The following is a 12,432-nucleotide window of genomic DNA, read 5'->3' as shown; positions in this document are numbered from 1 at the left end:
ACCCGGGTCAGCGCGCGGGCAGACCCAGCGCGGCCCGGACCCGGTCGCGCACCACCGGCAGGGTCGTGAACCCCTCGCGCGCCAGCAGGTGCCCGCCACCCGGGACGACGTCGTACGTGGCGTCCAGCCGCTCCGCGAGCGCCCGGGTGAGCGCCGGGTCGACGATCGCGTCGTCGTCGGACCCGACCACGTGCCGCGCGGCCGTCGACGCCAAGACCCGGGCGTGGTCCGGGACCGTCGCCGTGAACGCCGCGACCTCCGGCACGGCGGGCGGCGGCGCGTCGAACCCCGAGGCGAGCACCAGCCCGCCCAGCCGCCACGCGCCCGGTGTCGCGGACAGCGCGTGCAGGGCCGTGACACACCCGAGGCTGTGCCCGACCACCACCGTCCGCTCGTCCGGCCTGCCGATCGCGGCGCGCGCGGCGGCGACCCAGGCGTCCGGGTCGGGGGCGTGCGGGTCGGGGAGCGCGGGCACGCCCACCTCGACGCCGTCCGGGGCGAGGTCCGCGGCGAGCCAGCCGAACCAGTGGGCGCCCGGGTCGGCCTGGTAGCCGTGCAGCACGACGACACGCGGTGAGGTCACCCGGCGATGCTGGACCCGGGGCCCGGACCGCCGCACCCCTGACCCACATGGCGGACAGCCGTGTCACCGGCACGCCCCGGGCGTGCTGCTCGGATCCGTTCGAGCAGACACGCCCGGCGTGCCCGGACGAACGGATCCGAACGCCCCGGGCAGGGCCGGGTACCCCGCCGCGCCTCAGCGCGCCGGCTTGGGCTCCGGGACGGGCTCCGTGCCGGCCGCCCGCGCCGCGCGCTGGGCCTCGCGGGCCTCGGCCTGCCGCGCCGCCTCGGCGCCGGACGCGATCTCGGCCCGGACGTGCTCGGGGCCGTACCCGAACGCGTCGACCAGGTCCTGCGCGTGGGGTCGCAGCCGGAGCAGCAGCCGCTCGATGTAGGACGTGACCGTGCGGGCGCGTCCGGCGGACAGCCGGCCGTTCACGAGGTACCAGGCGAGGTTCCGCTCGATCACCGTCAGGCCGAACAGGTCGCGCAGCCACGTGAGCACCTGGCGGGTGCCGGCGTCCGGCACGGTGTCGAGCGCGCGGGTGAACGCCTCCCACTGGAGCAGCTCCGCGTGGGCGCGCGCCGCCTCGACGAGCTCGTGCTGGTGGGCGTCGAACAGCTGCGCGGCGACCTCGGGGGCGGCCCGCCGGGCGGGGCGCAGCGCCTGCGCGAGCTCGGCGACCATCGTGGCGACCCGGTCGGCGAGCAGGGACCGCTGGGTGTGCGGGTCCCGCAGCTGCCCCGCGGAGCGGCGCGCGTCGCCGGCGTCGACGAGGGTCTGCGCGGCGCGCGCCAGGGGCATCCGGTGCAGCGCCGCGTCGGCCGCCCTGCCGGCGACGAGGCGGGCGAGCACGGCCGGGTCGCCGCCGACCTGCTGGCCGTACCGGGCGAGCAGCCGCTTGCCGACGAGCTGGTAGAGCACGGTGTTGTCGCCCTCGAACGTCACGTACACGTCGAGGTCGGCGCGCAGCGACGTGAGCCGGTTCGCCGTGAGGAACCCCGCGCCGCCGCACGCCTCGCGGCAGGTCTGGAGGGTCCGCAGCGCGTGCCACGTCGACGTCGGCTTGAGGGCGGCCGCCAGCGTCTCGAGCTCCTCGCGGGAGTCCGGGGTGTCGTCGCGGCCGGAGAACACGTCGTCGAACGCGGCGAGCAGGTGCTCGTGCGCGAAGGTCGCCGCGTACGTCTCGGCGAGCAGCGGGAGCAGCCGGCGGCGGTGCTCGGCGTAGTCGAGCAGCACCACCTCGTCGGTCGGCGACGCCCCGGCGAACTGCCGGCGCTGGTTGCCGTAGGTGACCGCGACGACCAGCCCGAGCTTCGCGGCGTTGACGGCCGCGCCGTCCAGGGACACCCGGCCCTGCACCAACGTCCCGAGCATCGTGAAGAACCGCCGGCCCGGGCTGGCGATCGGGGAGGTGTAGGTGCCGTCCTCCGCCACCGCGCCGTACCGGTCGAGCAGGTCCTCGCGCGGCACGCGGACGTGGTCGAACCAGAGCCGGCCGTTGTCGATGCCGTTGAGGCCGCCCTTCAACCCGTCGTCCTCCCCGCCGACGCCCGGGAGGAACTCCCCGGTCGCTTCGTCGCGGATGGGGACGTGGAACGCGTGCACGCCGTGGTCGACCGGGCGCGGGTCCGCCGGCCCCTGGGAGACGAGGTGCGCGAACACGACGGCCGCGGTGCCGTGCTGCCCCGCGTTGCCGAGGTAGTCCTTCCACGCCGCGCGGTACGGGGTGTGCAGGACGAACTCCTGGGTCGCCGGGTCGTACGTGGCGGTGGTGGCGATGCTCGCGACGTCCGAGCCGTGACCGGTCTCCGTCATCGCGAACGCCCCGGGCACGTCGACGGACATCGCCCCCGGCAGCAGCCGCTCGTGGTGGCGCTGCGTGCCGAGGTGCAGGATCGCCGAGGCGTACAGCCCCCACTGCACGCCGGCCTTGATCTGGAGCGACGGGTCGGCCGCGACCAGCTCCTCGAACCGGGCCAGCGAGCCGCCGTGGTCGTCCGCTCCCCCGAGCGCCGTCGGGAACGCCCGCAGCACGTCCCCCTCCGACGCCAGCAGGCGGAGCTGCTCGAGCACGCGGGTGCGGTGCTCCGCGACGGGCAGACCCTCGACGCGCTGGAACCGCGGGTCGGCGACGACCGCCCGGGCGCCGCGGCGCAGGTCGGCGTAGCGGCCGAGCAGCACGTCGGTGAGCGCGGCGACGTCCACGTGCGCGTCGCTGCCGTCCGGGGACGGCGCGTGGCCGGCGCCGGACGGGCGCACGGTGGCGGTGGGGCGGGTCGCGGGTCCGGCGGAGGGCCGGGGCGCGGTGGTGGTCATCGGTGCTCCCCTGGTGTCGGTGCGTCGTCGTCGACGCGGGACGGGTCGGCGGTGCCAGGTACGGCACCGGCGGCGCGGGCGGTGCGGGTCAGGACGCCGACCGGGCCGGCCCACAGCCACGCGGCGACGCGGGCGGCGACCTCCTGGCGGTCGTCGGGCGCGGCGTCGGCGGGCGCGGGCGCGGCGTCGTCGTGCGCGGCGTCGTCGGGCGCGGCGTCGGCCGAGCCCGCGGCCCCGCGGGACGCGAGCCAGCTCTCCCCCGCTCCCCGCACGAACCCGACGGCCCCGGATGCCCACAGCCGGGCCCACGCGGCGTCGGGCGCGGCAGGTCCGTCGTCGCCGCCGAGGGCCCGCACGAACGGGGCCGCCACGAGCTCGGTCACCGAGTCGAGGAACGCCCCGACCGACCCGCCGCGGGTGACGAACGCGTACACGTGCGGCGAGCCCTCGATCATCGCGAGGTAGGTGTCGACCATGCCCCGCAGGGCGTCACGGGGCGTGGACGCGTCGGCGGCCACGGCGTCGAGGGCGGCGCGGATGTCGGCGACCACGGCCGCGGCGACGGCGAGCTGCAGGCCGTCCTTGTCGGTGAAGTACCGGTACACGATCGACTTGGACGTCCCGGCAGCCGACGCGATGTCCTCCATCGAGACGTCCGGCCCGGTGTGGTGGACGACCCGGCGGGCGACCCGCACGAGCTCGGCACGCCGGGCCTCGCGGTGGTCCTCCCAGCGGGTGGAGCGGCCGTCGTCGGTGCGCGCGGGGGCGGGCCCGGCGTCGGTGCCGGACCGGTCGGCGGCGGGCCGCGTGCCCGTCGGCGTCGACGGGTCCCGTGTGATGGGGCTCACAGAACCGACGGTATCAGGTACTGTGGGTTTCGGGCACGACGCAAGGGACGGAAGTCCCGATCCGACGGCGTTTCCGGCAGCACGACATCGACGACGATGCGGGAGGACCCCCACATGGCAGCCACGCCCAGCACGACCCCGACGCCGGCCACGCGCCGCGCCGTGGTGGTCGGCGGCAACCGGATCCCGTTCGCCCGCTCCGGCGGGCGGTACGCGCGGGTCGGCAACCTCGACATGCTCACCGCGGCGCTCGACGGGCTCGTCGCGCGCTACGGCCTCCAGGACGAGGTGCTCGGGGAGGTGGTGGCCGGCGCCGTCCTCAAGCACAGCCGCGACTTCAACCTCACCCGCGAGGCCGTGCTCGGGTCGCCGCTGTCGGCCCGCACGCCCGCCTACGACCTGCAGCAGGCCTGCGCGACCGGCCTCGAGGCCGTCGTGTCGGTGGCCAACAAGATCCGGCTCGGGCAGGTCGAGTCGGGCATCGCGGGCGGCGTCGACACCGCGTCCGACGTCCCGATCACCGTCAGCGAGGGGCTGCGCCGCACGCTGCTGACGCTCGCCCGGGCGCGGTCCGTCCCCCAGCGGCTCAAGGCCGCCGCCGCGCTGCGCCCCGGGGACCTCAAGCCCGTCACCCCGCGCACCGACGAGCCGCGCACCGGCCTGTCGATGGGCGAGCACCAGGCGCTCACGACGGCGCAGTGGGGCATCACCCGCGCCGCCCAGGACGAGCTCGCGCTCGCCAGCCACCAGCGGCTCGCGGCGGCCTACGACACCGGGTTCTTCGACGACCTCGTGACGCCGTACCGCGGGCTGGTCCGCGACCAGAACCTGCGGCCCGACACCTCGCTCGAGAAGCTCGGTTCGCTCAAGCCGGTGTTCGGCACCCGGCTCGACACCCCGGCGACGATGACCGCCGGCAACTCCACGCCGCTGACCGACGGCGCGTCCACCGTGCTGCTGGCCTCCGAGGACTGGGCCCGCGAGCGCGGGCTGACCCCGCTCGCCGCCGTCGTCGACGCCGAGACCGCGGCCGTCGACTTCGTGCACGGCGAGGACGGGCTGCTCATGGCGCCTGTGTTCGCGGTGCCGCGCCTGCTCGCCCGGCAGGGGCTGACGCTCGCCGACCTCGACTACGTGGAGATCCACGAGGCCTTCGCCGCCACGGTGCTCAGCACCCTCGCCGCGTGGGAGGACAAGGAGTTCTGCCTCACGCGCCTCGGGCTGGACGACGCGCTGGGCTCCGTCGACCGCGACCGGCTCAACGTGCACGGGTCCTCGCTCGCGGCCGGGCACCCGTTCGCCGCCACCGGAGGGCGGATCGTCGCGACGACCGCCCAGCAGCTCCACCGCCGTCGCGCCGAGCTGCTGGCCGCCGGCGAGGACCGGCCGGTGCGGGCCCTGGTGTCCGTGTGCGCCGCCGGCGGCCTCGGCGTCGCCGCGATCCTGGAGGCCGTGTGATGACGACCGACCGCTACCTCGACCTCGTCAACGACGGGCTCACCTCGAAGATCGCGAAGCAGCTCGGCCTGCCGCGTCCCGCGCGCCTGCACCGGTACCGCGCCGGGGCCCCGCTCGTCGACGGACCGGTGCTCGTGCTCGGCGAGGGGCCGGACGCCGACGCGCTCGCCCGCCTGCTCGCCGGGACGTCGGCCGACCACAAGGGCTGGGACCTCGACGTCCGGCGGCACGCCACCGAGGGCACCCGGTTCGCGGCGGTCGTGCTGGCGCTCAGCGAGGTCACGCACCCGGAGGCGCTCGCCGGCCCGCTGCTCGCCCTCGCGCCCGTGCTGCGGACGCTCACCCCGCACGGCCGCGTCGTGACGGTCTCCCGGCCCGCCACCCCCGACCAGGCACCGGCGGTCGCCGCCGCCCGGCAGGGCGTGGACGGTGCGCTGCGCTCCGTGGCCAAGGAGCTGCGCGCCGGCGCGACCGCCAACGGCGTGGTCGTCGCGGACGGTGTGCCCGTCACCGCCCCGGCCGCCCTCGGCGCGCTGCGGTTCCTGCTGTCCGCGCGGTCGGCGTACGTCGACGGCCAGCTCCTCGCGGTCGACTCCGACGCCGGGACGCTGCCCGCCGACTGGGACCAGCCGCTCGCCGGGCGCGTCGCCGTCGTCACCGGCGCCGCCCGCGGCATCGGCGAGGCCATCACCACGACGCTCGCCCGGGACGGCGCGACCGTCGTGGCGGTGGACGTCCCCGCCGCCGGCGAGGCGCTGGCGGCCGTCGCCAACCGCGTGCGCGGGACCGCGCTGCAGCTCGACGTCACCGCCGAGGACTCCGGGGCGCGGATCCTCGAGCACGCGCTGGCCCGGCACGGCCGGCTCGACGTCGTCGTGCACAACGCCGGGATCACGCGGGACAAGCTGCTCGCCAACATGACGCCCGACCGCTGGGAGTCCGTCATCGCCGTGAACGTCGCGGCCCAGCTCCGCATCAACGAGGCGCTGCTGACCTCCGGCGACTTCGCCGACGCCCCCCGGATCGTGTCGCTCGCGTCCACCTCCGGCATCGCCGGCAACCGCGGCCAGACCAACTACGCCGCGTCCAAGGGCGGCGTGATCGGCATGGTCCAGGCCACCGCGCCCCTGCTGGCGGCGTTCGGCGGCACGGCGAACGCGGTCGCGCCCGGGTTCATCGAGACCGACATGACCGCCCGGATGCCCGCCCTCACCCGGCAGGTCGCGCGGCGGCTGTCCTCGCTGCAGCAGGGCGGGCTGCCGGTCGACGTCGCCGAGGCGGTCGCGTTCCTCGCGTCCCCGCCGGCCGGCGGCGTCGTCGGGCAGGTGCTGCGGGTGTGCGGGCAGAGCATGGTGGGCCGGTGACGGCGGCCACCACCGCCGGCGCGCGACGCCCGGTCGAGCTCGGCGCCGTGCCCCGGCTGGGGGCGCTGTACGCCCGGGCCGGGGCGTCGGCGGTGCGGGGGCGGCTCGGCGGGGGCGCGTCCGGGGGCGGGCGCCCGTCGGGGGGCGGAGGCGCGTCGGGGGGCGCCGCCGCGCTGCCCGCCGTCGAGCACCTGCTGCGCGGTGTGCGGCCGGACGTCGACCACCTGACGGCGTACCAGCACCACGTCGGCGAGGCCGCGACGGACGAGCTGCCCGCCGGGTACGCGCACGTGCTGGCGTTCCCCGTGGCCATCGCCCTCGTCGTGCGGCCGGAGTTCCCGCTGCCCGCGCTCGGCATGGTCCACCTGGCGAACCGCGTCGTGCAGCGCGCGCCGCTGCACGTCGGGGACGCGCTCGACATCCGGGCGTGGGCGCAGGACCTGCGGCCGCACCGCCGCGGCGCGCAGGTCGACCTGGTGACCGAGGTCCGGCCGGCGGGCGGGCCGGACGCCGACCCGCCCGCGTGGCGCGGCGTGTCCACCTACCTCGCCGTCGGGTCCCGGGCCGCCGGCGAGGCCCCGGAGGAGGAGCCGCGACCGCCGTTCGAGCCCCCGGTCCCCACGGGCCGGTGGGCGCTCGCCGCGGACACCGGCCGCCGCTACGCCGCCGTGTCCGGCGACGCGAACCCCATCCACCTGTCCCCGCTCACCGCGCGGGCGCTCGGGTTCCCCCGGGCGATCGCCCACGGCATGGACACCGCCGCCCGGGCGCTCGCCGCGGTCGGGGCGCGGCGGGGGCCGGCGTACGCGTGGGACGTCGAGTTCACCGCGCCGGTGCTGCTGCCGTCGTCCCCGGCGGTGCGGACCGCCCCGACCGATGAGGGCTGGACGGTCACCGCCTGGGACGCGAAGCGAGGCAAGCTGCACCTCGTCTCGGACGTCCGCCCCCTGCGCTGACGGGACCGCACGGGGGGCCAGGCCGCGCGCGTGCGCGCTGCCTCCCGTGCGCGTGCCCCGCGCCGACCCCCGCGCGCGCGAGCACCGCGCCGAGAGTCCAGGACACGCGGACGCCGCGTCTGGAACCCCGGGCGTGTCCTGGCGTCTCGGCATGAGGGCCAGAGGGTGAGGGTTGATCGCAGGCCTGAGCGTGAGCGCGCGGGCCCGGGCGCGGGCGCTCCCTCCCGTGCGCGGGCGCCGCGCCGAGAGTCCAGGACACGCGGGCGCCGGCGCCCGAATCCCGGGCGCGTCCTGGCATCTCGGCGTGAGGGCCAGAGCAAGAGCGGCTGAGCGCGGGCCTGAACGTGAGCGCGCGGGCGCTCCCTCCCCGTGCGCGAGTGCTGCGTCGAGAGTCCAGGACACGCGGGCGCTGCGGCCCGGATCCCGGGCGTGTCCTGGCTTCTCGGCGCGAGGGGGTGCGCGGGAGGGGGCGGGCGGGCGGGTGCGCGGGCGGGCGGGCGCGTGGGCGCGCGGGGCTGTGGGTGGCGGGTGGGAGGGTGGGCGCATGACCACCCCCCGCGAGGACGTGCTGGAGCCCTGGACCGGGACCTGGCAGCCGGAGGGCGACTACGACCGCCTGCTGCTCGACGGCCTCGACCTCTCCGGTGCCGACGGCGAGGGCGCCCGGCTCGTCGAGTGCCTGCTGCGGGGCTGCGACCTGGAGGGCGCGACCCTCGACCACGCGCGCCTCGTCGACACCACGCTCGCGGACTGCCGGGCGGGCGCCGTGCGTGCGCGCGGGGGCTCGTGGCGGGACGTCGCGCTGCGGGGGTGCCGGTTCGGCGCCGTCGAGGCGTTCGGCGGCACCTGGGACCGGGTGACCGTCGAGGGCGGCAAGATCGACTACCTCAACCTGCGCGACTCCCGGGTGCAGGACCTGCGGTTCACCGGCTGCACGATCGGGGACCTGGACCTCGCGGGCGTGCGCGCCGCCCGCGTGACGTTCGCGGACTGCCGCGTCGGCCGGCTCGACGTCACGCGCGCCCAGCTCCGCGACACCGACCTGCGGGGCGCCGAGCTCGCCGGCGTCGACGGGATCGCGGGCCTGCGGGGCACGACGATCAGCCGCGAGCAGCTCCTGGACCTGTCCGAGGTGCTCGCCGCGCACCTCGGCGTGACGGTGGACTGACGGGCTCAGACCTCCACGGCCGGGCCGCACGCGGCCGCCGCCGTCGCCGCGATGGACTCGATGCCCGTGACCGCCGGCCGCGGACGCGGGTCGTCGGCCACCGCCCAGCAGCCGTCGACGACCTCGTAGCGGGCGCGCGGGCCGTGCTCGACGAAGGCGCGCAGGCCGTCGAGCAGCCGGTCCACGACCTCGGCCGTCGTCCCGACCCCGACCGACGCCCGGACCGCACCGCCCGTCACGCCGACGCGCGCCAGCAGCGGGTGCGCGCAGAACCGGCCGTCGCGGACGCCCACCCCGTGCTCGGCCGAGAGGTACGCGGCGACGAGGCCCGGGTCGTGCTCCCCCACGGTGAACGACACGACGCCGACCGGGTCGGCGGAGTCCGGCCACAGCCGCAGCACCCGCACGCCGGGGACCGCCGCGAGGCCGTCGAGCAGCCGGTCGCGCAGCGCCGACTCGTGCGCCGCCAGCGCGCCCTCGGGCAGGGCGGACAGGGCGTCGCACGCCTCCGCGAGCGCCACCGCGCCCAGCACGTTCGGGGAGCCGCCCTCGTGCCGGGCGGGCGCCGGCTGCCACAGCGTGCGGTCGGTGCGCACGTCCCGGACGGCGCCGCCGCCCGCGAGGTACGGCGTGCCGGCGTCCAGCCAGTCGCGCCGGCCGACGAGCGCGCCGGCGCCGAACGGCGCGTACGTCTTGTGCCCGGAGAACGCCACGTAGTCGACCCCCGACTCCGCGAGCGAGAACGCCCGGTGCGGCAGCAGCTGCGCCCCGTCGACCGCGACCCGCGCCCCACCCTCCTGCGCGAGCGCGACCACGGACGCCAGCGGCAGCGACTCCCCGGTCACGTTGGAGGCCCCGGTCACCGTGACGAGCGCGTACGGCTGCCGGGCGAGCTCCGCGCGGAGCGACGCGAGCGTCTCCGCGACGGTCGCCGCCACCGGCAGGATCGTCGCGACCCGGCCCGACCCGCGCACAGACCGCACCCAGGGCAGCAGGTTCGCGTGGTGCTCGACGTCCAGCACGAGCACGCGCCCGCCCTCCGGGACGCAGCCGGCCAGCAGGTTCAGCGCGTCGGTGGTGTTCCGGGTGATGACGGCGACGTCGTCGGGCCGGGCGCCGGCGAACCGGGCGACCGCCGCGCGGGACGCCTCGTACAGGGCGGTCGACACCTGGGACAGGTACCCGGCGCCGCGGTGCACCGACGCGTACAGCGGCAGCACCTCGACGACGCGGGTGGCCACCGCCTCCAGGGCGGGTGCGGACGCGGCGTAGTCGAGGTTGGCGTACGGCACCGACCGGCCGTCGACCAGCGGGACGGGCGTGTCACCCCCGACCACGGGCAGCAGGGCGGTGGCGCAGGACAGGGTGCTGACGGACATGGGAGGACCCCCGGTGGATCTCGGTGGGGGCCCGGTCACCGACCGGGCGACCCCGCGCTTGCCGGCCACCGGTCGGTGGACGGCCAGGTCGTCACCCGGGGCACCCCGCCGCGGTGGGAGGGTTGCCGGCCAGCGAGCCGGGGCTTCGCGCTGGCGCTCATGACCTACGCCCGTAGGATGCGGCGCGGTCCGCGCGGGTGTCAACCGTCGTCCACAGTGCGGCCTCACCCGCCCCGGGGGCCCGGGGCATGGCGTAGCATCGCCGCACCATCCAGAGCGGCCGAGAGATCTGGCTCGTCGACGCCGCAGCAACCCGCGGCCCGGGGCTCCCACGAGCACGGGCCGGCCGAGGGTGCTTCCGCCAGGTCCGATGGAGGAGAGCATGACGACGACCGACGACCGCCTGCGCTACCGGCTGCTGACCGGGCCGGACGACCGCACGTTCTGCGAGCGGGTGAGCGCCGCCCTCGACGAGGGCTACGTGCTGCACGGCAGCCCCGCCGCGACCTTCGACGGCGAGCGGGTGGTCGTCGCCCAGGCGCTCGTCCTGCCCGAGGCCGCGCGTGCCCGGGTGGTGCCGGCGTGAGCGCCCCGTACGCGGGTGACCTCACCCCGCGGGAGGCCTGGGACCTGCTGGCGTCCGACCCGCGCGCCGTCCTCGTGGACGTCCGCACGGAGGGCGAGTGGCAGACGATCGGCGTCCCGGACACCGCGGAGCTCGCCGACGGCGACGAGCGGACCGCGTTCGTCGAGTGGACCGACGGGACCGGCCGCCCCAACCCCGCGTTCCTCGACGGGCTCGCGGCCGCGGGGATCGTCGCGGGCGAGCCGCGCCCGGTGGTGTTCCTGTGCCGTTCGGGCGTCCGGTCGGTGGCCGCCGCGACGACGGCGACCGCCGCGGGCCTCGGCCCGGCGTACAACGTGCTGACCGGCTTCGAGGGCGACGTCGGCCCCGACGGGCGCCGCGGGCACACCGGCTGGCGCGCCGCCGGCCTGCCGTGGCGGGACGCGTGAGGCCCGCCCCCGGACCCGGCGACTGGCGCGACGAGCGGCTCCCCCGGGCGTCGCTGCGCCCCGACTCGCTCGCCGTGCGCGGCGGCACGGTCCGGTCCGGGTTCCAGGAGACGTCCGAGGCGCTGTTCCTCACGCAGGGCTACGTCTACGAGCGCGCCGCCGACGCCGAGGCGGCGTTCGCGGGTGAGGCCGATCGGTTCCTGTACTCCCGCTACGGCAACCCGACGGTGTCGACGTTCGAGGAGCGGCTGCGGCTGCTGGAGGGTGCCGAGGCCTGCTACGCCACCGCGTCCGGCATGTCCGCGGTGTTCACGGCGCTCGCCGCCCTGGTCCGCTCCGGGTCGCGCGTCGTCGCCGCCCGGGCGCTGTTCGGGTCCTCCGTGGTGATCTTCGACGAGGTCCTCGCGGGCTGGGGCGTGCGCACCGACTACGTGGACGGGCACGTCCCGGAGCAGTGGGAGGCGGCGCTCGCGACCCCCGCCGACGTGGTGTTCTTCGAGACCCCGTCGAACCCGATGCAGGACCTCGTCGACATCGCGGCCGTCAGCCGGCTCGCGCACGCCGCCGGGGCGGTCGTCGTCGTCGACAACGTGTTCGCCACCCCGGTGCTGTCGCGGCCCCTGGAGCTCGGCGCGGACGTGGTCGTCTACTCGGCGACCAAGCACATCGACGGGCAGGGGCGGGTGCTCGGCGGGGCGATCCTCGGCACCGACGCGTACGTGCACGGACCGGTGCAGACGCTGATCCGCAACACCGGGCCGTCGCTGTCGGCGTTCAACGCGTGGGTGCTGCTCAAGGGCCTGGAGACGCTGTCGCTGCGGGTCCGCCACCAGACCGCGTCCGCCCTCGCGCTGGCCGGCTGGCTGGAGGAGCACCCCGCCGTGTCCGGCGTGCGCTACCCGTACCTGCCGTCCCACCCGCAGCACGCCCTCGCGCTGGCGCAGCAGGACGGCGGCGGGACGGTCGTGACGTTCGGGCTGCGGGTGCCGGAGGACGCGGGGCCGGACGAGGCGAAGCGCGCGACGTTCGCCGTGCTCGACGCGCTGCGGGTCATCGACATCTCGAACAACCTGGGCGACGCGAAGTCCCTGGTCACGCACCCGGCGACGACCACGCACCGCAAGCTCGGCCCGGCCGGGCGCGCGGCGGTCGGCATCGCGGAGTCCACGGTGCGGCTGTCCGTGGGCCTCGAGGACGTGGCGGACCTGCACGACGACCTCGCCCAGGCCCTCGACACGCTCCCGGCCTGACACCCGGGGCCACGCACCGACCCGCCCGCCCGCCCCACGGAGCCATCCCCGCATCCCGCGGTTCGGATCCGTTCGCACCGACGCGCCCGGCGAGTCCGCACGAACGGATCCGAA

General features: G+C 77.1%; 10 protein-coding genes, 1 pseudogene and 1 riboswitch. Of the genes and pseudogenes, 7 read left to right on the top strand and 4 right to left on the bottom strand.

Annotated elements, in window-relative coordinates; genetic code table 11:
• Positions 1-7: 7 nt before the first annotated feature.
• The 3 genes from P9841_RS14355 to P9841_RS14345 all read right to left on the bottom strand — a co-directional run bounded on the left by P9841_RS14355 (position 8) and on the right by P9841_RS14345 (position 3,729).
• Positions 8-583 (bottom strand): RBBP9/YdeN family alpha/beta hydrolase, encoded by a 576-nt coding sequence (locus P9841_RS14355; protein ID WP_283319324.1) that lies wholly within the window; start codon positions 581-583, stop codon positions 8-10.
• Between the two features lie 174 nt (positions 584-757).
• Positions 758-2,881, bottom strand: a complete 2,124-nt coding sequence (locus P9841_RS14350; RefSeq protein ID WP_283319323.1) for an acyl-CoA dehydrogenase family protein — start codon at positions 2,879-2,881, stop codon at positions 758-760.
• Positions 2,878-3,729, bottom strand: coding sequence for a TetR/AcrR family transcriptional regulator (locus tag P9841_RS14345; protein WP_283319322.1), 852 nt, complete (start codon positions 3,727-3,729; stop codon positions 2,878-2,880). Before P9841_RS14345 ends, P9841_RS14350 begins: the two co-directional genes overlap by 4 nt.
• A 114-nt stretch (positions 3,730-3,843) precedes the next feature.
• On the opposite strand from P9841_RS14345, the gene P9841_RS14340 reads away from it, so the two are divergent.
• The 4 genes from P9841_RS14340 (at position 3,844) to P9841_RS14325 (ending at position 8,675) form a co-directional block, all read left to right on the top strand.
• The gene (locus P9841_RS14340) at positions 3,844-5,187 is read left to right on the top strand and encodes an acetyl-CoA C-acetyltransferase (RefSeq protein WP_283319321.1); all 1,344 of its coding nucleotides are present in this window, start codon (positions 3,844-3,846) and stop codon (positions 5,185-5,187) included.
• Positions 5,187-6,551 (top strand): 3-oxoacyl-ACP reductase, encoded by a 1,365-nt coding sequence (locus tag P9841_RS14335; RefSeq protein WP_283319320.1) that lies wholly within the window; start codon positions 5,187-5,189, stop codon positions 6,549-6,551. Before P9841_RS14340 ends, P9841_RS14335 begins: the two co-directional genes overlap by 1 nt.
• Positions 6,548-7,507, top strand: a complete 960-nt coding sequence (locus P9841_RS14330) for a MaoC/PaaZ C-terminal domain-containing protein (RefSeq protein ID WP_283319319.1) — start codon at positions 6,548-6,550, stop codon at positions 7,505-7,507. The genes P9841_RS14335 and P9841_RS14330 overlap by 4 nt, the downstream gene beginning before the upstream one ends.
• A gap of 544 nt (positions 7,508-8,051) precedes the next feature.
• Positions 8,052-8,675 (top strand): pentapeptide repeat-containing protein, encoded by a 624-nt coding sequence (locus P9841_RS14325; RefSeq protein WP_283319318.1) that lies wholly within the window; start codon positions 8,052-8,054, stop codon positions 8,673-8,675.
• A 5-nt stretch (positions 8,676-8,680) separates the two neighbouring features.
• Here P9841_RS14325 and P9841_RS14320 read toward each other — a convergent pair whose 3' ends face one another.
• A complete protein-coding gene (locus P9841_RS14320) occupies positions 8,681-10,054 on the bottom strand; it encodes an aminotransferase class V-fold PLP-dependent enzyme (RefSeq protein ID WP_283319317.1) in 1,374 nt (457 codons plus the stop codon).
• A gap of 49 nt (positions 10,055-10,103) precedes the next feature.
• Positions 10,104-10,219, bottom strand: a riboswitch (SAM riboswitch).
• Positions 10,220-10,436: 217 nt separating this feature from the next.
• On the opposite strand from P9841_RS14320, the pseudogene P9841_RS14315 reads away from it, so the two are divergent.
• From P9841_RS14315 to P9841_RS14305, 3 genes and pseudogenes are all read left to right on the top strand, one after another.
• Positions 10,437-10,613, top strand: a pseudogene (locus P9841_RS14315) (DUF1737 domain-containing protein); the annotation flags it as partial.
• A 23-nt stretch (positions 10,614-10,636) separates the two neighbouring features.
• Complete coding sequence (locus P9841_RS14310) at positions 10,637-11,068, top strand: rhodanese-like domain-containing protein (RefSeq protein ID WP_283319316.1); 432 nt, start codon at positions 10,637-10,639, stop codon at positions 11,066-11,068.
• The gene (locus tag P9841_RS14305; RefSeq protein WP_283319315.1) at positions 11,065-12,318 is read left to right on the top strand and encodes an O-succinylhomoserine sulfhydrylase; all 1,254 of its coding nucleotides are present in this window, start codon (positions 11,065-11,067) and stop codon (positions 12,316-12,318) included. The genes P9841_RS14310 and P9841_RS14305 overlap by 4 nt, the downstream gene beginning before the upstream one ends.
• Positions 12,319-12,432 lie beyond the last annotated feature (114 nt).

The organism is Cellulomonas sp. ES6 (assembly GCF_030053835.1).
Classification (GTDB): Bacteria; Actinomycetota; Actinomycetes; order Actinomycetales; family Cellulomonadaceae; genus Cellulomonas.
Note: the sequence above shows the minus strand (reverse complement) of the source record. Positions and strands in the feature narration are given on the sequence as shown.

Excerpts from the sequence above, each read along its gene's own strand:
- P9841_RS14350 (WP_283319323.1), bottom strand. The coding sequence starts at position 2,881 with ATGACCACCACCGCGCCCCGGCCCTCCGCCGGACCCGCGACCCGCCCC.
- P9841_RS14340 (WP_283319321.1), top strand. The coding sequence starts at position 3,844 with ATGGCAGCCACGCCCAGCACGACCCCGACGCCGGCCACGCGCCGCGCC.
- P9841_RS14335 (WP_283319320.1), top strand. The coding sequence starts at position 5,187 with ATGACGACCGACCGCTACCTCGACCTCGTCAACGACGGGCTCACCTCG.
- P9841_RS14325 (WP_283319318.1), top strand. The coding sequence starts at position 8,052 with ATGACCACCCCCCGCGAGGACGTGCTGGAGCCCTGGACCGGGACCTGG.
- P9841_RS14320 (WP_283319317.1), bottom strand. The coding sequence starts at position 10,054 with ATGTCCGTCAGCACCCTGTCCTGCGCCACCGCCCTGCTGCCCGTGGTC.